21 protein-coding genes and 1 riboswitch are annotated in these 20999 nt (G+C 69.2%); of the genes, 16 read left to right on the top strand and 5 right to left on the bottom strand.

All coding sequences use genetic code 11. The features are described from left to right. Positions 1-114: 114 nt before the first annotated feature. From ABZ806_RS23365 to ABZ806_RS23355, 3 genes are all read left to right on the top strand, one after another. Entirely contained in the window at positions 115-903 is a 789-nt protein-coding gene (locus ABZ806_RS23365) for a cytochrome c biogenesis CcdA family protein (RefSeq protein WP_500219480.1), read from the top strand. A gap of 73 nt (positions 904-976) precedes the next feature. Beyond that, entirely contained in the window at positions 977-1327 is a 351-nt protein-coding gene (locus tag ABZ806_RS23360) for a BlaI/MecI/CopY family transcriptional regulator (protein WP_500219479.1), read from the top strand. Positions 1328-1338: 11 nt separating this feature from the next. Beyond that, positions 1339-2211 (top strand): M56 family metallopeptidase, encoded by an 873-nt coding sequence (locus tag ABZ806_RS23355; RefSeq protein WP_500219478.1) that lies wholly within the window; start codon positions 1339-1341, stop codon positions 2209-2211. Positions 2212-2226: 15 nt separating this feature from the next. Here ABZ806_RS23355 and ABZ806_RS23350 read toward each other — a convergent pair whose 3' ends face one another. After that, positions 2227-2760 (bottom strand): DUF2752 domain-containing protein, encoded by a 534-nt coding sequence (locus tag ABZ806_RS23350; RefSeq protein WP_500219477.1) that lies wholly within the window; start codon positions 2758-2760, stop codon positions 2227-2229. 175 nt (positions 2761-2935) lie between these two features. Between ABZ806_RS23350 and ABZ806_RS23345 the strand changes: the two genes are divergently transcribed. Genes ABZ806_RS23345 through ABZ806_RS23310 form a run of 8 tightly spaced genes read left to right on the top strand, consistent with a single transcriptional unit; the run spans position 2936 to position 11202 of the window. Beyond that, positions 2936-3283, top strand: coding sequence for an NADH-quinone oxidoreductase subunit A (locus ABZ806_RS23345; protein ID WP_500219476.1), 348 nt, complete (start codon positions 2936-2938; stop codon positions 3281-3283). After that, a complete protein-coding gene (locus ABZ806_RS23340; protein ID WP_500219475.1) occupies positions 3274-4719 on the top strand; it encodes a hypothetical protein in 1446 nt (481 codons plus the stop codon). Before ABZ806_RS23345 ends, ABZ806_RS23340 begins: the two co-directional genes overlap by 10 nt. Next, entirely contained in the window at positions 4712-5614 is a 903-nt protein-coding gene (locus ABZ806_RS23335; protein ID WP_500219474.1) for a complex I subunit 1 family protein, read from the top strand. The genes ABZ806_RS23340 and ABZ806_RS23335 overlap by 8 nt, the downstream gene beginning before the upstream one ends. A gap of 9 nt (positions 5615-5623) precedes the next feature. Next, a complete protein-coding gene (locus ABZ806_RS23330) occupies positions 5624-6151 on the top strand; it encodes an NADH-quinone oxidoreductase subunit J (RefSeq protein ID WP_500219473.1) in 528 nt (175 codons plus the stop codon). Then, complete coding sequence (gene nuoK / locus ABZ806_RS23325; RefSeq protein ID WP_500219472.1) at positions 6148-6453, top strand: NADH-quinone oxidoreductase subunit NuoK; 306 nt, start codon at positions 6148-6150, stop codon at positions 6451-6453. The genes ABZ806_RS23330 and nuoK overlap by 4 nt, the downstream gene beginning before the upstream one ends. After that, positions 6450-8324, top strand: a complete 1875-nt coding sequence (locus ABZ806_RS23320; protein ID WP_500219471.1) for an NADH-quinone oxidoreductase subunit 5 family protein — start codon at positions 6450-6452, stop codon at positions 8322-8324. Before nuoK ends, ABZ806_RS23320 begins: the two co-directional genes overlap by 4 nt. Next, positions 8321-9820: a complex I subunit 4 family protein gene (locus ABZ806_RS23315; protein WP_500219470.1), complete on the top strand. Its 1500-nt coding sequence runs from the start codon at positions 8321-8323 to the stop codon at positions 9818-9820. The genes ABZ806_RS23320 and ABZ806_RS23315 overlap by 4 nt, the downstream gene beginning before the upstream one ends. After that, positions 9817-11202, top strand: coding sequence for an NADH-quinone oxidoreductase subunit N (locus ABZ806_RS23310; RefSeq protein ID WP_500219469.1), 1386 nt, complete (start codon positions 9817-9819; stop codon positions 11200-11202). The genes ABZ806_RS23315 and ABZ806_RS23310 overlap by 4 nt, the downstream gene beginning before the upstream one ends. A gap of 70 nt (positions 11203-11272) precedes the next feature. Here ABZ806_RS23310 and ABZ806_RS23305 read toward each other — a convergent pair whose 3' ends face one another. Then, positions 11273-12697 carry an MFS transporter gene (locus ABZ806_RS23305; RefSeq protein ID WP_500219468.1) on the bottom strand — a complete coding sequence of 475 codons (1425 nt, stop codon included), beginning with the start codon at positions 12695-12697 and terminating at the stop codon, positions 11273-11275. A 490-nt stretch (positions 12698-13187) separates the two neighbouring features. Here ABZ806_RS23305 and ABZ806_RS23300 point away from each other — a divergent pair, with 490 nt between their 5' ends. Next, the gene (locus tag ABZ806_RS23300; protein WP_500219467.1) at positions 13188-13541 is read left to right on the top strand and encodes a hypothetical protein; all 354 of its coding nucleotides are present in this window, start codon (positions 13188-13190) and stop codon (positions 13539-13541) included. A gap of 42 nt (positions 13542-13583) precedes the next feature. On the opposite strand, the gene ABZ806_RS23295 is transcribed toward ABZ806_RS23300, so the two are convergent. Then, complete coding sequence (locus ABZ806_RS23295) at positions 13584-14408, bottom strand: class I SAM-dependent methyltransferase (RefSeq protein WP_500219466.1); 825 nt, start codon at positions 14406-14408, stop codon at positions 13584-13586. A gap of 288 nt (positions 14409-14696) precedes the next feature. Between ABZ806_RS23295 and ABZ806_RS23290 the strand changes: the two genes are divergently transcribed. The 4 genes from ABZ806_RS23290 (at position 14697) to ABZ806_RS23275 (ending at position 19176) form a co-directional block, all read left to right on the top strand. Further along, positions 14697-16451: a VanW family protein gene (locus tag ABZ806_RS23290; protein ID WP_500219465.1), complete on the top strand. Its 1755-nt coding sequence runs from the start codon at positions 14697-14699 to the stop codon at positions 16449-16451. A gap of 45 nt (positions 16452-16496) precedes the next feature. Next, positions 16497-16901, top strand: coding sequence for a BlaI/MecI/CopY family transcriptional regulator (locus ABZ806_RS23285; protein ID WP_500219464.1), 405 nt, complete (start codon positions 16497-16499; stop codon positions 16899-16901). Between the two features lie 4 nt (positions 16902-16905). Beyond that, positions 16906-17841 carry a M56 family metallopeptidase gene (locus ABZ806_RS23280; RefSeq protein WP_500219463.1) on the top strand — a complete coding sequence of 312 codons (936 nt, stop codon included), beginning with the start codon at positions 16906-16908 and terminating at the stop codon, positions 17839-17841. Positions 17842-17982: 141 nt separating this feature from the next. Continuing rightward, positions 17983-18129: riboswitch (cyclic di-AMP (ydaO/yuaA leader) on the top strand. A 3-nt stretch (positions 18130-18132) separates the two neighbouring features. After that, positions 18133-19176 (top strand): C40 family peptidase, encoded by a 1044-nt coding sequence (locus ABZ806_RS23275; protein WP_500219462.1) that lies wholly within the window; start codon positions 18133-18135, stop codon positions 19174-19176. A gap of 446 nt (positions 19177-19622) precedes the next feature. Here ABZ806_RS23275 and ABZ806_RS23270 read toward each other — a convergent pair whose 3' ends face one another. Both ABZ806_RS23270 and ABZ806_RS23265 read right to left on the bottom strand, forming a co-directional pair. Continuing rightward, on the bottom strand, positions 19623-20573 hold the full coding sequence (locus ABZ806_RS23270) for a M56 family metallopeptidase (RefSeq protein WP_500219461.1): 951 nt from the start codon (positions 20571-20573) through the stop codon (positions 19623-19625). Beyond that, entirely contained in the window at positions 20570-20944 is a 375-nt protein-coding gene (locus tag ABZ806_RS23265) for a BlaI/MecI/CopY family transcriptional regulator (RefSeq protein WP_500219460.1), read from the bottom strand. The genes ABZ806_RS23270 and ABZ806_RS23265 overlap by 4 nt, the downstream gene beginning before the upstream one ends. Positions 20945-20999 lie beyond the last annotated feature (55 nt).

Here is a 20999-nt window from a genome sequence, read left to right as displayed (position 1 = left end):
AGAGTGCATCCGCGAACCACCGCCGATGGACACGATGTGACCCCGAAACGCGATCGGGCGAAGGCGGCTGTAGCCTCTGACCTACTAAGTTATCTAGTAGATAGGGGTTGAGGGATGGGCGGCGGGGTCGGCGGGCTCGTTGCCGGAGGGCCACTTCTTCTTGCCGCACCCATTGCGGCCGCTGCAGGGGCCGTTTCGTTCTTGTCCCCTTGCTGCCTGCCACTCGTCCCGGGATACCTCTCGTACGTAACGGGGATGGCGGGTGCCGATGCGCAGGGTACCGGCACCTCCGCGGGACGCCGTCGACAAGCTCCGGGGCGGGCGCGGACCGTGGTCGGCACGGCGCTGTTCGCGCTCGGATTCTCCGCGGTGTTCGCCGCCTACGGGGCGCTGTTCGGCGGGCTCGGCGCAGCGTTGGTCACGTACCAGTCGCTCCTCACGCGGATTCTCGGCGCTCTGGTGATCGTGCTCGGTCTGGCCTTCATGGGCGTCCTCGATCGGGTGCCGTTGCTGGCCCGTTCGATGCGTCCGTCGTGGCGGCCGCGGGCCGGCCTCGCCGGCGCACCACTGCTCGGGGTGGTCTTCGGCCTCGGATGGACGCCGTGCATCGGTCCCACCCTGGCGGCCGTCCTCAGCCTGTCGACGGCGACAGGCACCGCCGGTCGCGGTGCGCTCCTGTCCTTGGTGTACGGCCTCGGGCTAGGTGTCCCGTTCCTGTTGGCCGCACTCGGGGTCAGTTGGGTGATGCGGGCCTTCGACGTGGCGCGGCGGCACGCCCGGGCTCTCACCCGCGTGGGCGGGGCCATGCTCGTCCTCGTCGGAGTTCTGCAGGTCACGGGTGTCTGGACTCATCTGATCACCTTGATGCAGGGCTGGGTCCAGGGTTACACCGTGCCGCTGTGACCATCGCCTCCCGCAGGCGCAGAGGTATCGTCTGGTACGACGGATGCGTAGTAGTTCGAGGGAGAGGACGTCGATGGCGCTCGGCAGTCTGGAGTCCGAGATCATGGAGGTCCTCTGGGGCGCACGCCGGCCATTGACCGTCCGGGAGACGCTGGACGCGCTCAACGACAATCGGACACCACCGTTGGCCTACACCACCGTGCTCACCGTCATGAGCCGGCTGGCCGAGAAGAGCGCCCTGACCCGCACCAGTCGCGGACGCGGTCACGCCTACGAACCGGCCGCCGCCGACGAGGCGGCGCTGGCTGTGCAAGGCGTACTGCGCACCTATGGCGACGCGGCGGTCAGCCACTTTCTCGACCAGGCGGCCACCGATCCCGCCATCCGAGAGCGCCTCCAAGCGCTGCTGGAGAAGGATTCATGACGGTCCGGCCGATGGACACCGGCAACCGCGCGTTCTGGACGCTGGTCGGGATATCGCTGGCTCTCCGCATCCTCCTGGCATACGGGGTCTGCTGCCTGGCGATGGTGATCTGGACGGCCGTGCGGGACGATGGCGTCACAACCCTGTGGACGTCCCGCCCCGACCTGATCCCGGGCGTGCTGATTCTCGCCCTGACCAGCGTCGGCACGCTGAAGGGCGCATGGTCACTGGGACGGTCGCTGTGGCACATCCGCACGTTCACGCACACCGTTCGGCGGTATCGCAGCCCTGTGCCCTCGGAACTGCGGGCGCTCACCGACCGGCTACGGATCGGCTCACGGATCCGCGTGATCGCCACATCCCGTCCGTTCGCGCTCACCTATGGGCCTCGCCGACCGCGCATCCTGGTCAGCACCGGTCTCCTGAACGCCCTGAACGAAGCGGAACTCGCGGCCGTCCTCGCGCATGAGCGCGCCCACTTGGGGAGTCGCGATCCGCTGAAGACCCTCTGCACTCGTGTGCTCTTGGCCCGGCATTTCTACCTACCGGGCGTGTCACGGCTCCGGCACCGCTTCACCGTGGGACGCGAACTGGCCGCCGATCGGCGTGCCGTAGCCCAGCACGGGACCACGGCTCTCGCCGGATCACTGCTCAAGGTCTCCGAGGGTCCGGCATGGGCCAAGGCCGCCCCGGCCGCGGCAATGGCCAGCGATGATCTGCTCTCGGCGCGCATCACCCAACTCGAAACCGGAACCGAACCCCCGCTGCCGCGCCTGGGCCTCGTAGGCCGCGCTGGCGCCGTCCTCTCCGTAGCGGCTTTCGCCGCCGCCTGCGTCTGGACGGCGCTGGTCATCGACCAAACCACGCCCGGCTGCATGTTCTAACAGGACGAGGGAGCTTCACCACTGGCGCTGCTGTGACGCGGCCACGCGGGGGCGCCGCAGTAGCAGGTAGATGGCGGTGCCGACTCCGGCCAGGATGACCGGGCCGAGGAATGACAGCCGGTCGGGCGAGCTGCGCAGCAGATCCGCGTGGAGCTGCTGGTTGACGTCCAGCGCGACCAGCAGTGTCGCGGCGACTCCCCAGAACACGCGCCGATTGCCGATGCGGACATTCATCCACCGCCCGGTGGCGCGTCCCACCGGATGCCGTACCAGCAGGCCGATGGCACCGAGGACGAGAGGGAACGCGATGGGGTTGTAGCGCCACGCCGTCGAAAAGTCCGCAATCATCAACGAGTGGACGCTGCGGGTCCCGCCGCACAGCGGGTCCATGATCCCTGCGTAATGCAGCGGGCCGTGCACGTCGATCGGCGGCAGACCGAAGAGGGCCATGGCGGCACCGACGAGCAGCCCGAAAATGGCCAGCTCGGTGAGGCTCCTGTGGCCGTCCTGCCCGTCCATGGTGATCTGGAGGGGTTGCCATCGACCCATCGTCAATTCCCCTAGCTCCGGCCGGTGAGCCGGGCCGACACGTCGCGTCCTCTACTAGCTCCCATAGTAAGCACGGGATCGCCAGGGACTGGTGGGTGGGTGTTAGCAATGAGTACCGTCGTGAGGCATGATCTCCTACTGGACGTAGGAGGAAGTGGATCTCAGGGGCGCCGGCATGCAACCGTACGTAGCGGTACTCGCACTTCTGGGGTTGCTGGCGGCCGTGGTCGCAGCCGCCTACGCGTTGTCGTTCGCCTACGCACCACCGGGCGCCCCGGGTACTGGGCCGTACCTGTCGGGCGCTCGTCCCCCGGAGCACGCGCTGTCGCGCTATCACGTGCGCTGGTACGCCGTCACGATGGTCTTCCTGGCCTTCGACATGGAGATGGTCTTCATGTATCCGTGGGCGGTGGTGGTCGCCTCAGTGGGGACAAAGGCGGTCGTCGAGATGTTCGCGTTCCTCGCGCTCCTGATCGTCGGCATCGTCTACGCGTGGCGCGAGGGGGCCTTCCGATGGGCCTGACGGCACGGCTCCTCCGCTTCGCCCACGCGCATCCCCGCGCCTTCGTCATCACGGCCCCCGGAGCGACACGGACCAGGCTCCTCGTCGAGGCCGAGCTGCGTCGGCGGAATGGACGCGTGGTCACGTCTCCGGCAGCGGCGGCGATGCTCATCGTGTGCGGACGGCCTGGCTCAGACCTGGCGGCGGCTGTGGACACGGTCTGGGAGGACATGCCGGGCCCGAGGTCGCTCGTCAGGCTGGATGAGTCGGCATCGGCCGAGCGGGTCGCCGCGGAACTCGATCGGGCGGCCGGGGAGCTGGCAGATACCGCTGCGCAGCGGGCGGATGCCGAGGCTCGCCGAGAGCGCGGACCGTGGTCTCCCGACAGTGATACCGACGAGATGGACGAGCACGGCGATCAAGAGTCGGGCCATGAGCATCACCACGCGACCTCGTCCGAGTCGGACGACGGCGGCGACCACGAAACGATGCGGCATGAAGACGAGGACCACGACGGTCACGACAGCGAGCACGGCCAAGGCGCTGACTCAGGTCATTCCGGACACGATGAGGGCTCGTCCGACGAGGAAGCACAGCACGGCGAGCATATGGAGCATGGCGGTCACGCTGGCCATGGCAGCGGGCACGGTGGGCACGGTGGTCATGAGCATCACATGGGGGCGCCGATGGGGCTGGCCATGGCCGAGCGAGCGGCGGACCGGGACGGCTTGAAGCTGGACGTGCTGCACGTCCCGCTCGGTCCAGCGCTTCCCGACTGGCCTGCCGGGCTCGTGCTCCACCTGACGCTGCAGGGAGATGTCGTCCAGGCCGTCGAGGTCGCGGTGATGGGCGGGCAAGCGGACGAACCGTCCTTCTGGGACGAGCCGTGGCTGCGGTCGGCTGCGGGAGAGCAGGTGACGACCGGGAACGCTGAGCGGCGACGGGCGGCGAGCCATCTCGACAGCGTGGGCCGGCTGCTGGCCGTTGCGGGTTGGGAGAGTGCGGCCGACCAGGCCCGCGAACTCCGCGATGAGATCGTCGCGGGTGCGCCCGGGAGCGAGGTGGCACCTCGGGTCGCCAAGCTCGCGCGCCGCACCGGCAAGTCGAGAACGCTGCGGTGGATGCTCAGCGACGTCGGCGTCGTCGACCGGGAGATGGCCGATCGTCACGGTCTGGCCGGACCATCAGCTCATCATCTCGGTGACGCGTTCGCGCGGCTGACCGGCTGGCTCGACGAGATCAGCCAGGCCGCGGAGCAACTGCACGACAGCGCGCCCATTCAGGGGACCGATGGCCCGCGCGGTCCAGTAGAGAGCCGGTCGAGCGCGAGGGTTCTTGCCATGCTGCCCGAGTTGCTGGACGGCGCGGAGTTGGCGGCGGCGAGGCTGACGGTCGCAAGCCTGGACCCAGACCTTGACCATGTCGCAGCACCGAAAGCGGAGGTTCCAGGTGAGTGACCCGACGCCGGTCTGGGCCGTCGTGGCGCTGCCTCTCGTCCTCGCTGCCCTGACGTATTCGGCTGCGGCGTTGGACACGGCGTTCCGCACCGGTGGTGGTCCGGCCGCCCCGTTGCGGGAGGGCGTCCGGCTGATCGCCCAGCAGCGGCGGCGCACGCTCGCGCCGGATGTCCTGCTCATGCGCATCGGCGTGATCAGCCTTCCGACAGCGGCCCTGCTGGCGGCGACGGTGATACCCCTCGGGGACACGAGCGTGTGGGATCTGCCGGTGAGCGTCGTGTGGTTCAACGCGATGGAGGTCGTGGCCTGGGGCTCACTGTGGTTGGCCGGATGGGGCGTCAACTCGGCGTTCCCGCTGGTGGGCGGCTACCGGTTCCTGGCTCAGGGGCTGGCCTACGAACTGCCGCACATGTTCGCGCTCATCACGGCGGGCCTGGGCGCGGGTTCCCTCGACTTCGGTGAGGTGGCCGCCGCGCAGGACGACCTGTGGTTCGTCGTCTGGATGCCGGTCGCCTTCGCCGTCTACCTCCTGTCGGCGCTCGGCATGACCTTCTGGGGGCCGCTGGGCCATCCGGTCGCGGACGATCTGGCGGGCGGCGTCGCGGCCGAGTTGTCAGGGCCGGACAGGCTGCTGTTCTTCGCCGGCCGGTTCGCGTTGCTGACCGTCGCGGCGGCGGCCGCGGTGCCGCTGTTCCTGGGCGGCGGTGCCGGGCCGTGGCTGCCGGAATGGGCGTGGTCGCTGATCAAGACGTGCGCGGTGCTCGCTCTGCTCGTCTGGGTCCGGCAACGGTTCCCGGTGATCAGGATGGACCGCTTCATGACCGCCGCCTGGATGGTCCTGATCCCGGCCACGCTGCTGCAGACCCTGGTCGTCGGCATCGTGGTCGTGAACTGAGGAGGTGAGATGCAGACCGTTGCGTTCTGGATTCTGGCGGTGGCGGCCGTGGGTTTCGGCGTGGCCGTCTTCGTCGTGGACTCGATGGCGCGGGCGACGTTCGCCCTGCTCGCGTCGTTCCTATGCGTCGGCGTGGAGCTGCTGCTCCTGGATCTCGACTACCTCGGCGTCCTGGTGATCCTCATGATGATCATGGAGATGCTCATCATGGCGGTCTTCATGATCATGTACATGATGAATCCGGGCGGGCTCATGCCGATGACGATGGTGCACAACCACCGCGGGGCCATCGCCATCTCCGTCGCCGTCTTCGCCGCGCTGGTCGCCGGCATCTTCCTCACCCCGTGGCCGGCACGGCGTGGGACCGTGCCCGCCGACCCGACGTTCGCCGTCGGCGAGGCGATCATGGGGCCGAAGATGCTGGTGATGATGGTGATCGGGATCGCCATCCTCGCCACGATGATCGCCTCGGTGGTGCTGGCGACCGACCGGGGCCGCTACGACCGGCCGTCCGGGCACGAGGGCGGTGCGAAGTGAACCTTGAGGTCTTTCTTGTGCTCGCCGCCGCCCTGTTCTCGGTCGGGTTGTACGGGGCGCTGTCCCAGCAGTCGGTCGTGATGCTGATGATGGGTCTCGAACTCATGATCAACGGGCTGCTGGTCGCGGGCGCCGCGTTCTGGTTCTACGTCGCGCCCGGAGCGGCGGACGGCCAGGTGCTGGTGCTGGTGGCCGTGACCGTGATGGCGCTGGAGATGGCGATGGGGTTCGCCGTCGTCACCGCGCTGTTCCGCACCCGCGACGTCGACATGACCGACGAGGCCGGAGATCTCAAAGGATGAGCGTCCTCGGCTGGCTCCTGCCGGCGGTCCCGATCGTGACCGGCGTGCTGCTGCTCACCGGACGCTACGTACTCGGACGCAGCCTGGACCGGCCGGCGCCCGCGATCGCGATAGGGGCCGCGCTGGTCGCGCTGTGCCTGGCGATCGCGGCGGCACTGGCCCGGCCGGTCGTGCAGTTCCCGCTTTTCGGCCGGCTGCCCGCCGGTCTGGCAGTGGACGGGCTCTCCGCCGCCCTCGTCCTGACGGTCACGTCGGTCAGCCTCGCCGTCCTGCTGTTCTCCGCCGGAGAGTTCTCCCTGGACGAGTCGCGAGCGCGCTTCTTCGGCCTGATGCTGGTGTTCACCGGAGCGATGCTGGTGACGGTCACTGCGACCGACCTGGCCGTCCTGCTGATGGGCTGGGAGGTCATGGGCGCGATGTCGTACGCGCTCATCGGCTTCTGGTGGCGGGAGCCGAGAAGGGTCAGCTCGGCGGACATCTCCTTCGTCACCACGCGCGCCGGTGACCTCGGCCTCTACTTCGCCGCCGGCGCCGCCCTCGTCGGAACGGGTGCGCTGAGCCTCAGCGGGCTGGCCGCCGCGGACGGACCCTGGCGGGACTTGATCGCGGGCGGGGTCGTCCTGGCCGCGCTGGGCAAGTCGGCGCAGCTGCCGTTCTCGTTCTGGCTGTCGCGGGCCATGGACGGCCCGAGCCCGGTCTCCGCGCTGCTGCACTCGGCGACCATGGTGGCCGCCGGTGCGTACCTGCTGCTGCGCCTGGAACCGCTGCTGGCGGCGACCGGCTGGGCGGCATCGCTGGTGGCCTGGCTGGGCGCGCTCACAGCGCTGCTACTGGGCGCGGTCGCCTTGGCCCAACGCGATCTGAAACAGCTGCTGGCTGCGTCGACCTGTGCGCAGATCGGGTTCATGGTGCTCGGCGCCGGAGCCGGCGCGGTGGCCGGAGGCGCCGCGCATCTCGTCGCGCACGCCGCGGTGAAGAGCCTGCTGTTCCTGGGCGCCGGTGCCTGGCTGAGCGCCCTCGGCACCAAGGACCTCACCGAGCTGCACGGTGCGGCCCGCCGCTACCGCCTGGTCGGCATCACCTTCGGCATCGGAATGCTCGCCCTTGCCGGAATGCCGCCGCTGTCGCTCTGGGCCACCAAGGACACGGTTCTCAGCGCCGCCCTGGAGCACTCTCCCCTGCTGTACGGGGTCGGTCTCGCTGCGGCATTGCTGTCGGCGGGCTATGCGGCGCGTGCGCTGTTCGCCGTGGCCCGCCCGATGGACGCGGCGACGCGAACGGACACCGAGCAGCACGGGACACGGCACATCAGCCTGCTGGAAAAGCTGCCGCTGCCCGCACTGGCCCTTGGCACCGCTGCACTCGGAGTCTTCGCACTGCCGCTGGTGGACGAGGCGTGGCGGAACCTCCTCGACACCGGCCGGGAGCCGAAGCCGGGTCCGGCCGAACTGGCGCTCTCCAGCGCCTTGGTGCTGCTGGTCCTCGGGGTGACGTGGGCCCTCATGCGCCATGGCGGCCGGGTCCGGACGGCGTGGACGGCCCCCGCCCTGCACTGGCTCCACCTCGAACGGCTCGCCGAACTGCTCATCGCCCGCCCGGTATTCGCGCTGGCCACCGCACTCGCCCGCTTCGACGACCGGGTCATCGACGGAGGAGTGCGCGCGACCGCCGCCACCGGACGGCTCGCCGCCGCACTCGCCGACCGCCGGATCGAGATCAGGGTGGACGGTCTCGTCAAAGCGATCGGCCACGGAGCCCGCCGGCTGGCCGACCTCGCCCGCCGCCCGCAGACCGGCCAGGCGCACACCTACTACGCGCAGGCCGCGGTCCTGTTCGCCGTGCTCATCCTCATCGTCCTCCTGGTCAGGTGAACGTGCTCTCCCTAGTGATCTTCCTTCCGCTCGCCGTCGCGCTCGGGCTGTACGCCGTGCCCGGGCTCGGCGCCCGCGCGGTGACCTGGACCTGGATCGTCGCGTGCGCCGTCGACTTCGCCCTGGTCATCGCCATGTGGATCGGGCACGGCACCGGCGACGGGATCTCCTACGAGACGAAGGTGCACTGGATCCCGTCCGTCTCCGCCGGCTACCACATCGGCGTCGACGGCCTGTCGCTGCCGCTACTGGCCCTGACCTCGCTGCTGTTCCTGACCTGCGCGATCTACTCGCTGCGCCAGGAACGGCAGGCGCGAGCCTTCGCCGCGCTCTTCCTGTTCCTGCAGACGGTCTCCCTCGGCCTGTTCGCCGCCCTCGATCTGCTGCTGTTCTTCGTGTTCTTCGACCTGTCCATCGTGGCGATGTACTTCATCATCGCCGGATGGGGACACGGCGACAGGATGCGGTCGGCGCTGAAGTTCTTCCTCTACACCTTCCTCGGCTCGCTCGTCCTGCTCTTGGGCTTCATCGGCCTCTACCTCGGAGCCGAGCCGCACACCTTCGACATGGTGGAGCTGACCCGCACGCCGCCATTGGCCGGTTCCACTGGCCTCGCCGGGCTCGTCCTGCTGGCGATCGGCATCGGACTGGCCATCAAGACGCCGACCGTGCCGTTCCACACCTGGCTGCCGCCGGCGCACACCGACGCGCCCGCCGCCGGATCGGCGATCCTGGCCGGGATCCTGCTGAAGATGGGCACGTACGGCTTCGTCCGGATCGCGATGCCCATGCTCCCGGACGCCTGGCGCCGCTACGCCTGGGTGATCATCATCGTGGGGCTGATCGGCGTCCTGTACGGGGCGCTGGTGGCCTACGCCCAAGAGGACCTCAAGCGGTTGATCGCCTACACCTCTGTCAACCACATGGGATACATCATCGTGGCGCTCGGCGCCGCCGGCGCCGTCGGCGACCAGGCCGCGCGGCGGCTCGCGGTGACCGGCGCCGTCACCCAGATGGTGAGCCACGGGCTGATCACCGGCGCGCTGTTCCTGCTGGCCGGGGTGCTCTACGACCGCGCCGGCACCTACGACATGGGACGCTTCGGCGGGCTGGCCGCACGCGCCCCGGTCTTCTCCGGCCTCGTCGCGGTCGGCGCGTTCGCCTCCCTCGGGCTTCCCGGCTTCTCCGGCTTCATCGCCGAGTTCCAGATCTTCACCGGGGTGATCGGCAGCGGCGGCACCGGACTCGTCGTCGTCGGCGCGCTGGCGATCCTGGGCATCCTCATCACCGCCGCGCTGTTCCTGCGCCTGCTGCACCGCGCCGTCCTGGGCCCGCCGGGCGAACTGACGGCGCGGGTCACCGACGCGCACCGCAGTGAGCTCGGCGCGGTCGTCCCGCTGCTGGCGCCGGCGGTGGTCATCGGGGTCGCGCCCCGGTTCCTGCTGGACGTCATCGAGCCGATTTCGGCCACGGTGGTCTCGCTGGTGGCGCGATGATGCGCGAGAACCCGGCGGACCTCCTGCCGGAACTGTTCATCCTCGGCGCCGCCGTGATCGGGCTGCTTGCCGGGTCGTTCCTGCCGCGAACCCGGCAGTGGATCGTCGCCGTGCTGTGCGCCATCGGGCTCGTGGCCGGTCTGGTGGCGGCGGCCTTCGCCGCCCGCCGGGCGGACCTGATGACTTTCGACGCGTTCATGCTCGATCCCATCACGCACGTGACGCGGATCGTCGTCCTGGCGGCGACACTGCTGATCGTCGTGCTCGCGATGGGCCCTCTCCGCGGCCACCGCAGGGAGAGCGAGTTCTACGTCCTCATCCTGCTGGCCTCGCTCGGCACGATCACGCTGGGCGCTGCCTCAGACCTGCTGGTGCTGGTGGCGGCCTACTTGCTGGCCAGCATCCCCGGATACGCGCTGGCCGGCTTCGGGAAGGACGCGCCGGGCACCGAGGCCGCGCTCAAGTACTACCTCATGGGCGCCTTCCTGGGCATCATCATGCTGGCCGGCGTGACCCTGCTCTACGGGCTCTGCCGCGGCACGTCCTACGAATCGCTCCGGGCCGAACTCGGGGCGGCCCCGGACGGCGCAGTCATGGTCGGAGTCGTGCTCCTGCTGGCCGGGCTGCTGTTCAAAGCGGGCGCCGTACCCGCCCACTTCTGGGTGCCGGACGTCACCGAGGGCGCTCCCCCGGTCGTCGCGACATTCGTCACCACCGTCCCGAAAATCGGAGCCTTCGCCGCCCTCTACCGCTTCGCGGCCGAAGCCCTTCCGCCTGGCATGGGCGACTGGCCGCTGCTCATCGCGGTCATCGCCACCGCCACCATGACCTTGGGCAACCTCGCCGCGTTCAGGCAGAACAACGTCCGGCGGCTCCTCGCCTACTCCACCGTCAGCCAGGCGGGCTATCTACTGATCCCTGTCGCGATGGCCGGGCGCACCGATCTCGCCGAGCCGGCGCTGCTGTTCTATCTCGCCGCGTACGCCATCACCAATATCGGCGCCTTCGCCGTGGTCATCGCCGCCGGCAGCGACGACCTGGCAGCCTATGGCGCGCTGATGCGACGCTCGCGGCTCCTGGCGGTGTCCCTGGTCATCTGTCTGCTGGGCCTGGTGGGCACCCCGCCCACCGCCGTGTTCGTCGGCAAAGTCCTGATGTTCGGCGCGGCCCTGGACGGTGACTACGCCTGGCTCGCCGTCGTCGCCGCCGTCAACTCGGTCGCCAGCGTCTTCTACTACCTACGCTGGATCGTGCCTGCGTTCGCCAGCGACGGCGAACCGGTTGAGCACCTGGATCGCACTGCCCATTGGACGGCTTACCTGGCAGCTGCGGTTTCTCTCGCCCTCGGCATCGGAAGCGGCGTCGCCCTCACCATCGGCTGACCGTAGAACTGTCCACGCACGGGGCTGCCGCCCAGGTCAGTGACCCGGGCGGCGGCCTTCTTACACCCGATCATGCCTGGATCTTCTCCTTGAGGTGCTCTTCCGTGTCTTGGACCCTGGGGGTCCGCAGCGTGGCCATGGCGAGTCCGGCACCCGCCAGCGCGACGACCGCGGCCCCGATGAAGGCGGCCTGGAAACCGTCGGTCAAGCTGGGCAGGTCACCGAGCTCATCCGCACCCTGCGAGGTGGCGATGGCGGTCATCACGGCCAGGCCGATCGCCGAGCCGACCTGGTAGGTGGTGTTGACGATTCCGGACGCCAGTCCGCCCTGCTCGGGGGCCACTCCCCCGATCGCCGCCATGGTCGCCGGGATGAAGACCAGCGACATGCCGACCGCCGAGATCACCGAACCCGGCAGCACGTCGGTGACGAAGCTCCCGCCAGCGTCGATCGTGGACAGCACCGCCAGGCCGCCCGCCAGGACGACGAGACCGGTGACGATCAGCGGCTTGGTGCCGAACCGGGCGATGAGCCGTCCGGTGACCCCGACCATCAGCACCATCATCAGCGCCGTCATCGGCAGCAGCGCCGCGCCGCTCGGGAACGCCCCGTACCCCAGGACCTGCTGGAGGTAGAGGTTGAGGAAGTACCACATCGGGATCCACGCGGCGCCGAGCAGCGTCATCGCGACGTTCGCGCCCGCCAGGTTGGGGGTGCGCCACACCGACAGCGGCATCAGCGGGCTGCGGACGACGCGCTGCAGTCCGACGAAGATCGCCAGCAGCAGCACGGCCCCGCCGAGCTGCAGGACGGTCGCCGCGGAGTCCCAGCCCCGCCCGGGCGCCTGGACGATCGTGTAGACGGCGAGACCGAGCCCGGCCGTGACCGCGAGCGCACCCAGGACGTCCAGCCCGGCACGCCGTCCGGGAACGTCCGGCAGGACGGCCGGGACCATCGCCAGCGTGAGCAGGCCGATCGGGATGTAGATGATGAACACCCACGGCCAGCTCAGCCATTCGGTGATGACACCGCCGAGAAACACGCCGGCCGTGCCTCCGGCCGGGGCCGCGGCGCCATAGAACGCCATCGCCTTGGCCAGTTCCTTCGGCCGGGCCGAGAACAGCACCATCAGCAGCGTCAGCGCCGACGGTGCGATCAGCGCCGAGCCGACGCCTTGGACCGCGCGGCCGACGATCTCGGCCTCGGCGCCCGTGGCGGCCGCCGCGACCACCGACCCGCCGATCAGCACCAGCCACCCGGCCGCGAACACCCGCCGCGCGCCGAAGAGGTCCGACAGCTTGCCGCCGAGCAGCAGCAGCCCGCCGAGGGCGACCACGTAGGCGTTGAACACCCATTGCAGGCCGCTCTGGCTGAAGCCGAGCTCGCGCTGCATGTCGGGCAGGGCCACCCCGATGATCGAGGTGTCCATGATGACCATGAACTGGGCGGTGGCGAGCACGGCGAGCGCCCACCAGCGCCTCGGATCTGCGGACATGACAGTCCACCCTTCGAAAGATGTACCCCTAAGGGGTATGTCGCGAGGACGCTAACATACCCCGGAGGGGTAAATAATCCTGAGTGTGGGCGGAAATTTCTGACCTTCTGCGGAAACCGCACGGCGATCCGATACCGGTACCGGCCGCCACCGCCACCGCGCGGCCCTGTTCACCTGGGCCTATCTCGGTTCAACCTAGGCTTCTCCACCGACCGCTGTGGGCGCCGTCCAGTCGAGGGCGCACGGTCCGGTTCGAGTAGAGGCTGCACAGCACCTCGCGGCACCGCCGGCTCCCCCCGCCGCCCGACAGAAGGGCCCTGGCCGCCCGCACGATCTCTTACTATCCTTGATAGTAGATCTTTCAGCACAGGAGGTCGTGATGCGGAGTTGGACGCGGCGGCAGTGGGGCGTCGGCCTGGTCGGGGCCGCGGTCACGGTCTTGTTGATCGGGGTGCCGACTGGGGTGGTTCCTACCGATTTCTACTCACGGATGACCCCTGTGCTGTGGTGGAACTACCCCGTGCTCGGGTTGACCGCCGTCCTGGAGGGCCTGCTCCTGGCGACGTATGTCGCTCCGGTGCGTCCGGTGGTGAATCAGAGTAAGAAGGCGTTCGCCGGCGGCTTGGTCTCCCTGTTCGCGGTCGGGTGCCCGGTGTGCAACAAGCTCGTGGTGCTCGCCATCGGGTTCGGCGGGGCGCTCTCCTACTTCGCGCCGTTCCAGCCGGTGCTCGCGGTGGCCTCGCTGTTGCTGCTGGCCGAGGCGCTCCGTCGGCGCCTGCGGGCCCTCCGAGAGTGCCGCCTCCCCTCGCCTCGCGCCGAGTCCGTTGCACCGGTGGAGAACTGAACGCGCACGGCACACCCGACCGCGGACGTCGGATGCGGTTGGTCAGTGCCGGGCTGTGACCAGCCAGGCGGCGGAGCCGAAGAACACCCCCTCGGGAGTCTGGAACGGCCGGATCGCCTCAGTCAGCTCGTCGACGACCTTCGCGAGCGTGGCGTCGTCCATGGCGGTGATGCTGGACGAGGCCGCCGGGTGGTCGCGGAAGTAGGCCAGGACGTCCGGCACATCCGACCCCAGGCGGAGCCGTTCGTGTAGCGGCTCGATCTTGATGTCGGTGCAGCCGGCCTCGGTGAGCAGTGCGCGGATTCGCTCGGGGTCGGCGAGCGAGAACGGACCGGGAGCATCCGGGGCCCCAATGTCCGGTACCGGCGCGTGTGCGGCGAGAACGCTGAATGGGACGACGATGTGCTCGTTCTGCATGACCTCCTGCCAGCAGAGAAAGGTCAGCCGGCCGCCTGGGCGGAGAGATCGCGAGATGTTCTCGAAGGCCGCCTTGGCGTCGTCGAAGAACATCACGCCGAACCGGCTGAGCACGAGGTCGTAGTAGGCGTCCGGGAGGTGCGCCGTCGCGGCGTCGGCCTCCTCGAAGCGAAGGTTGGCCAGGCCCTCTTCCTCGGCTCGCGTACGGGCCTGGCCGAGCATCGGTGCCGATATGTCGACGCCGAGGACCTCACCCTCCGGGGCCTGCCGTGCGGCGATGCGACTGGTCTCGCCGCATCCGCAGCCGATGTCGAGGATCTTGTCCGTCCCGGAGATCCCGGCCGAGCCCATGAGCCGGGATGTAAGGGACGCCAGCATCCGGTCGTGGCGATCCTCGTGTTGGACCCAGTGGCGTCCAGTCGTGCTGTTCCAGCCGTCCTCACTTTCCATGCCGGACGAACCTGAAGGCGTAGTGGTCATTGTTCTCCCTCCGAGGGCACCTTGCTACTACACATTCATAGTACTACGCGAGCCTAGGAGATACTTGGCCTGCCGAGCCGAGTACTGGTGAACCTCCGACCGCTCGCACACGAACTACGAGACGTACATATGCACACGGGAGGCTTCTCCATGCACTCCAGCCAGGGTCGCCTTGCTCGACCCGGCATGCTCTCGACACTTTTCTACTACGGTGCTTAGTAGTCTGGTCTCGGCATGGGGACCGCACCCGGAGGAGAGGTGGCAGTGCACACCACGCGTCCGTCGTCTGAGGACACGGCGAAACCACCCGTCGCCCGGATCGTCCTGGCCGTCCGAAGCCGGCCCCGGCGAGCGCTGATCCTCTCCGTCGCGGCCCTCGTCATCGTCACGGTCGTCGGCTACGGCGGCGCGGCGGCGTACGCCGGGAACGACGTACTGCGGGGAACGACGGCCTTGGGGGTCGACATCGGCGGGCTCAGTGAGCGGGACGCCGTGGAACGCCTCGACCGGAAACTCGGTCCACGCGCCGCTCAAGCACTCCACCTTCGAGTACGGGGCCAGGACGTGACGCTTGAACCTGCGAAGGCCGGGCTGTCCCTGGATTCCCGCGCGACCGTCGACGCGGCCCTGGAAGGCAGGTTCGGGTTCACTTCGGTCTTCTCCGCCGTCTTCGGCGGACGGGAGATCACTCCTCAGATCCGCATGGACGAGACCCGGTTCGCCGCCGCTCTGGGCCAGATCAACAAGCGGATCGGCACGCCCGTACGGGAAGGGGCGGTGAAGTTCCACGGCACCACACCCGAGACCGTACTTCCGCAACCGGGCGTCGGGCTGGACGCTCGCACGGCCACCGCTCCGGTCAAGGCCGCTTTCCTCGCGGCGCTGGAGGGTAAGCCCACCACTCCGGAACTGCAGACAAGCCCGCTGCGGCCGAAGGCAGATGCGAACGAGATCCGCCAGGTCGCGGCGGGCCCGGCCCGGGTTGCCGTTTCCGGGCCGATCACCCTGGCCGTCGATGGCGAGCAGATCACGGTGGAGCCCAAGAGCTTCGCTCCCCACCTGGTCTTCGCACCTGATGACTCGGGCAAGGTGGGTCCACGTGTCGACGGTCCGGCGTTGGCGCGGGAGCTAGGGACGCGGTTGCGTGATCTTGAGCGCCCGGCTCGCGATGCGACATTCAAGGTCAAGTCGGGCAAGCTTCGGCTCGTTCCCTCCACGGAAGGCCGGGGAGTCGATTCCCGAGCACTCGGTGACGCGGTCGCCGGAGCGGTCCTGCGACCGCAGGGGCGTGAGGTGAGCGTGCCGATGACCGTCGACAAGCCGCGAGTCGCGACCGACCAGGCCCGCAAAATGGGCATCAAGCAGAAGATCAGCTCCTTCACCACGCGCCATCCGTGCTGCGCGCCTCGGGTCAAGAACATCCACACCATCGCCGGCATCCTCGACGGCTACATCGTCGGGCCCGGCGAGACCTTCTCCCTCAACGGAATCGTCGGCAAGCGCGACAAGGCGCGCGGCTTTGTCGAGGCACCGATGATCCTCAACGGACGGTACGTCGACGATGTCGGCGGCGGGATCTCGCAGTTCGCGACGACGATGTTCAACGCCGTGTTCTTCGGTGGGCTGCAGGACGTCCAGCACACCCCTCACTCGTACTACATCTCCCGCTATCCGGCCGGACGGGAGTCGACCGTCTCCTTCCCCCAGCCGGACTTCCGGTGGCGCAACGACTCGCCGTACGGCGTCCTCGTCGACACGGCCTACACCGACACGTCCCTCACCGTGAGCTTCTGGAGCACTAAGCGCTACGAGATCGAATCGAAGAGTTCCGAGAAGTACGCGATCAAGAGCTTCGAGAGCAAGACCGAGTCGGGGCCGAAGTGCATCCCGATGCCCGGTGCGGAGGGTTTCCAGATCGACGTCTGGCGCATCTTCAAGCAGAACGGGAAGGAGGTGCGCCGCCAGAAGTTCCACACCACGTATCAGGCCGAGCCCCGCATCACGTGCCGGTAGCGAGCGACAGCCCGCGTTCCCGCCCACAGCCGATTCTCCGGCACAATGTGCGCAGGACGGAGGTGGCGCGTGGCCGGATTGGGTGGAGCACTCGAGCGTTCCATCATGGACGTGCTCTGGGACGCGCCCGGCCCGCTGCGGGTGCGTGAGCTGCTCGCGAAGCTGAACGAGGACGCCGACAAGGCCCTGGCCTACAACACCGTCCAGACCGTGGCCGAGAGGCTGGCGCAGAAGGGGCTGCTGCGGCGCACCCCCGACGGGACGGCCTTCCGCTACGCCCCCACCCGCGCGCGGGAGGAGTACGCGGTCGAGTTGATGCTCGACGCGCTCACCGAGTCCGACGACCACGGCAGCATCCTGGCGAGGTTCGCCGAAGCCGTCCCGCCTGAGGACGCGCGCCACCTGCTGGACGCCCTGCGCCAACGGACGTCCGGCGAGCAGGGGGAATGACGGCGTGATCTACCTCGTGATCAGTCTGGTGTCCACGGCGGTCCTGCTGGGCTGCCTGGCGGGGCCCGCCCTCGATCGGCTCCGCCGCCCCGCCGCGCATCCGGGGATCGCCATCGCCTGCTGGTTCGCGGCTCTGGCCGGCACCTTCATCGCCGACATCGGGATCGTCGCGGTGGCGCTGCTGTCGCCGCCGGCGCCCGGCCACGGCCTGTTGGAGTGGCTGCGCAACTGCCTGCCGCACCACGGCGACGAGGCGATCATCATGGCAGCGGCCGCGAGCCTGGTGCTGCTGACGGCCTGCTGCTCTAGGCTCGTCCGCAGCCTGCCGCGGCTCAGACGAGCCGTGCGGCACCGGCGCCGGCACTGGGAGATGCTCCGGCTCGTCGCCAAGGAGCATGGACGGCACGACGACGTACTCGTCCTCGACCACCCCGTCCCCGTGGCGTACTCGCTCCCCGCCCGACAGCGCGCGATCGTGGTAAGCACCGGCACGCAGGAGACCCTCACTCCCGAAGAGTTCGGCGCTGTCCTGGTCCACGAACGGACGCATCTACGTCAGCGGCACCACACGATGCTACTCATCCTCGACCTCGCCTACGCGCTCCTGCCCTGGTTGCCGACCGTCCGCCGGGCGAAGAAGACCCTGCCGCTGCTGCTGGAGATGGCCGCGGACGACGCGGCGGCCCGGGCCTGTGGCAGGCGGACGCTCGTCGACGCCCTGTGCCGGCTCGCGGCGACACCAGGTGTGGCAGGCGCCCTCGGCGCCGCGGGCCCCTCCACAGGGGCGCTCACGGAACGAGTGCTGCGGCTGGAGTCCGCCGAGGCGGTGAAGCCGCGCCGGGCGGCCAGGGCGGCAGCCTCCGCCTTCGTCACCATCGCCGTCGCCACGCCCCTCCTGGTCGCCGCCGCGACCATCGTGCAGCTGTCCGAGATCTGCTGAGGCCGTCCCTTACCGGCCGGTCATTAACACATCGTTGAGACTCCAGAGGCGGTTTGTCGCAATCGGCCGCTTGGGTGGCGAATGAGGCCGCTATCTCCTACGCTCCGTAGGAGCCATCGTGGGGTGTCCCCGCCGGGGACAGCGGTGGCCACGCCGAATCCCGCGGCCCCGCGCCGTCCGAGGAACCGGGGAACCGTTTTCCACTGGGGTGAATCCGCTCCCCCGAGCGGTAGGGCGACTCCGGCCCGAACCCGCCAGCTCACCCGGTAGGCGTACTGGAGAGGACAGTGCATGCAGCGACGAGCTGCCGGAGAGAGAACGCCGATCCGCCGCCGGTTCATCATGAGCACGGCATGGACGGCATCGATCGCCGTTTCCGCGACGCTCGTGGCTCCCCCGCCCGCTTGGGCAGAGCCCAAGCCGACCCGCAAAGAGCTGACTGCTCAGCAGAAGAAGCTCGCCGACGAGGCGGAGAAGCTCAGCGAGCAGTACAACGGGTTGCGCGTGCGCCTGCAGCAGGCGCAGCGCGCCGCCAAGGTGGCCGAGGGCAACGCCGTCCGCCAGAAGAAGGCGCTGGACGAGGCCCGGGACCGGATCGTCAAGCTCGCCGCCGACAGCTACAAGAACGGTCCGACGGACCCGGCGGTCGCCTTCGCCTCAGCGGACGACCCACAGGCCGTGCTGGACAAGTCGGCCACGCTCAACTACTTCGCCCGCCAGGACAGCACCCGTGTCGCCCACCTGCTCCAGACGATGCAATCCGCGGAACGATCCCGCAAGTCGGCTGAAGCACGCGCGAAGCAGGTGCGCGAGCTCACCGACGAGGCGAAGAAGAAGCGTAAGGAGCTCCAGACCAAGCTGAAGAAGGTCGAAGCCAAGCTGGGCGTTGGGTCCGGCGGACGCACCAGCGCGGGACCCGCCCCGAACGTTGATCCAGGTGGGGCCTCGGCCAAGGCCATGGGGGCGGTCAGGGCGGCCCTGAGCCAGCGCGGCGTTCCGTACTCGTGGGGCGGCGGCAATGCGTCGGGCCCGTCCTACGGCACCGCCCAGGGCGCCAACATCAAGGGCTTCGACTGCTCGGGACTGACGCTGTACGCCTACGCCCAGGTCGGCATCAGCCTCCCCCACTACACCGGCAGCCAGTTCACCGCTGGCACGCGTGTCTCCCAGAGCCAGCTCAAGCCCGGCGACCTGGTCTTCTTCTACAGCGACCTCCACCACATGGGCATGTACATCGGCAACGGCAAGATGGTCCACGCCCCGCAGACCGGCGACGTCGTCAAGATCAGCTCGATCTCCGGCCGCCCGTTCGCCGGCGGCGTCCGCGTGGCCTGACCACCGCGCGCCGAACCCCCCGTACCGCGTCCCCGTCACCCGCCCCCGGGGTGACGGGGACGTCTTTGTGCTGCCATCCCTGTGGCCAGCCCACCGGACGCCCCGCACCCACCCTCTACTATTCGACGAAGTAGTAGAGGGACGTGCCTTGGGACGCTGCCGCAAGTTCAACCCGAGCGGGGAGATGCTCCCGTGCGGGTCGATAGCGGTGCAGCGCCATCCTTCGTGGGACCGGGGCCAGGAACTGGACCGTCCGAGTTTGTTTGGGGATCTCGGACGGCCAGCCGGTCGACGTCATCGTCACCTATACGAGCTGTCCGGCAGTGCACGTCCATCCGGGCGTGGTCCTTCGCCCGTGGAGAAGCAGATATGGGGTCGAAGAGGGCGACGCCGTGCATCTACGCATACCAGGCCGGCCCCGTCGGGTTGTGACCCCGGCTCGGCCGTTACACCGGAAAGTGGCAGTGGCGTTCGAGGATCGCCGTAATGGCCGGGTTGGCAGCGAGAGCCAGCGGCAGCGTCACAAGCAGGGCGATACCGATGCTGCCGGTGAGACGTCCTGCGCGGGACAGGGGATCGTGGGGCGCGAGAAGGCGGCGGACCCGCAGAAGTGCCGTGCCACCGCCCGCCCCCATGGCCATGGTCGGCGTCCGGCCGCCGGCGACGGCCACCAGCGCCGCCGCGAGGGTGACGCGGTCGTGTTTGCGGGCGGCCACGTCATCGGCCAGCAACTCCAGCAACCTGGGAACCTCCGCCCTGGCGGCGCGGAGGAGCGGTACGGTGGGGAACGCACGGCCGAATGCCACGGCGAGGTTGATCGCGAGATCGTGGCGGCCCGCCAGATGCGCGCGCTCGTGGGCGAGGACCGCGGACAGCTGATCCTCGGGAAGCCGTTCGAGCGCCCCCGTGCTCAGCACGACACAGCGTCGGCGTCCTGGCAGGCAGTAGGCCAGCGGCTGATCGTAATCGACGACCAGGGCGCCCAGGTCCCGGCGGCGGCGGGCCACCATGGTGAGCGTCTGCATGTGTCGGCGCCGCTGAAGCGCGGTCGCGATGAAGGCGGTCAGGACATGTCCGGCCGTCCAGAGCAGGACGCCGCAGGCCACGAAGAGCCCGGCGTAGCCCGCGACCGGCTGTGGCGGGACCTCGTAGTGCACGCGCAGCATCAGGCGGCATGCCGCCAGCAGGTCCGCCAGGCCGTGCGGTGCCCGGACGATCGGCACCACGAGCATCAGGCCGGCGAGGACCACCGCGGCGATGACGGACGCTCCGGCCGCCTGCCAGGCGAGCACACCGAGCCGTGGAGCCCGGTCGGCCCATCCGCGGGCGCGCAGCAGCCGGGGACCCAGGATTCCCAGCAGCGCCGCATAGGCGAGGAGGGTGGCGACCGCGGTCACGTGGTATCCCGCGGCTTCACGACGTTAAGAGCCGCTTGCAGGGCTTCGCTTTCCTCTGGCGACAAGTCGGACAGGAAGTGGACGAGCGCTGCGGCCTGGTTGCTGCTGGTCGCAAGCGCCTCACGCATGAGCTTGGCCGTGTAGCCCTCTCGCGAGGCGACCGCCTCGTACTCATAAGCGCGCCCGACGCGCTTCCTACGCAGCCATCCTTTCTTGTGCAAGTTGTCCATCACGGTCATCACCGTGGTGTAGGCGATCGACCGCTCACGCTGAAGGTCTTCAAGGACCTCGCGGACGTTGGCGGGGCGGCCATAGGACCACATCCGGTCCATGACCGCGGCCTCCAGGTCGCCGAAGCGCTGCCCGGGCATGATCTACCGCCTTCCGACGTCCCGCCTGCTGGATCGGCTCTGCATACTACAGTCC

Source organism: Spirillospora sp. NPDC047418, assembly GCF_040643275.1.
Classification (GTDB): Bacteria; Actinomycetota; Actinomycetes; order Streptosporangiales; family Streptosporangiaceae; genus Spirillospora.
The sequence above is the reverse complement of the archived record's forward strand: the minus strand, read 5'-3'. Positions and strand labels throughout refer to the sequence as shown.

What these genes read in the sequence shown, in the direction of transcription:
- ABZ806_RS23365 (WP_500219480.1), top strand. Translation starts at nt 115, where the DNA reads ATGGGCGGCGGGGTCGGCGGGCTCGTTGCCGGAGGGCCACTTCTTCTT.
- ABZ806_RS23360 (WP_500219479.1), top strand. Translation starts at nt 977, where the DNA reads ATGGCGCTCGGCAGTCTGGAGTCCGAGATCATGGAGGTCCTCTGGGGC.
- ABZ806_RS23355 (WP_500219478.1), top strand. Translation starts at nt 1,339, where the DNA reads ATGGACACCGGCAACCGCGCGTTCTGGACGCTGGTCGGGATATCGCTG.
- ABZ806_RS23350 (WP_500219477.1), bottom strand. Translation starts at nt 2,760, where the DNA reads ATGGGTCGATGGCAACCCCTCCAGATCACCATGGACGGGCAGGACGGC.
- ABZ806_RS23345 (WP_500219476.1), top strand. Translation starts at nt 2,936, where the DNA reads ATGCAACCGTACGTAGCGGTACTCGCACTTCTGGGGTTGCTGGCGGCC.
- ABZ806_RS23340 (WP_500219475.1), top strand. Translation starts at nt 3,274, where the DNA reads ATGGGCCTGACGGCACGGCTCCTCCGCTTCGCCCACGCGCATCCCCGC.
- ABZ806_RS23330 (WP_500219473.1), top strand. Translation starts at nt 5,624, where the DNA reads ATGCAGACCGTTGCGTTCTGGATTCTGGCGGTGGCGGCCGTGGGTTTC.
- ABZ806_RS23320 (WP_500219471.1), top strand. Translation starts at nt 6,450, where the DNA reads ATGAGCGTCCTCGGCTGGCTCCTGCCGGCGGTCCCGATCGTGACCGGC.
- ABZ806_RS23310 (WP_500219469.1), top strand. Translation starts at nt 9,817, where the DNA reads ATGATGCGCGAGAACCCGGCGGACCTCCTGCCGGAACTGTTCATCCTC.
- ABZ806_RS23305 (WP_500219468.1), bottom strand. Translation starts at nt 12,697, where the DNA reads ATGTCCGCAGATCCGAGGCGCTGGTGGGCGCTCGCCGTGCTCGCCACC.
- ABZ806_RS23300 (WP_500219467.1), top strand. Translation starts at nt 13,188, where the DNA reads ATGACCCCTGTGCTGTGGTGGAACTACCCCGTGCTCGGGTTGACCGCC.
- ABZ806_RS23295 (WP_500219466.1), bottom strand. Translation starts at nt 14,408, where the DNA reads ATGGAAAGTGAGGACGGCTGGAACAGCACGACTGGACGCCACTGGGTC.
- ABZ806_RS23285 (WP_500219464.1), top strand. Translation starts at nt 16,497, where the DNA reads ATGTGCGCAGGACGGAGGTGGCGCGTGGCCGGATTGGGTGGAGCACTC.
- ABZ806_RS23275 (WP_500219462.1), top strand. Translation starts at nt 18,133, where the DNA reads ATGCAGCGACGAGCTGCCGGAGAGAGAACGCCGATCCGCCGCCGGTTC.
- ABZ806_RS23265 (WP_500219460.1), bottom strand. Translation starts at nt 20,944, where the DNA reads ATGCCCGGGCAGCGCTTCGGCGACCTGGAGGCCGCGGTCATGGACCGG.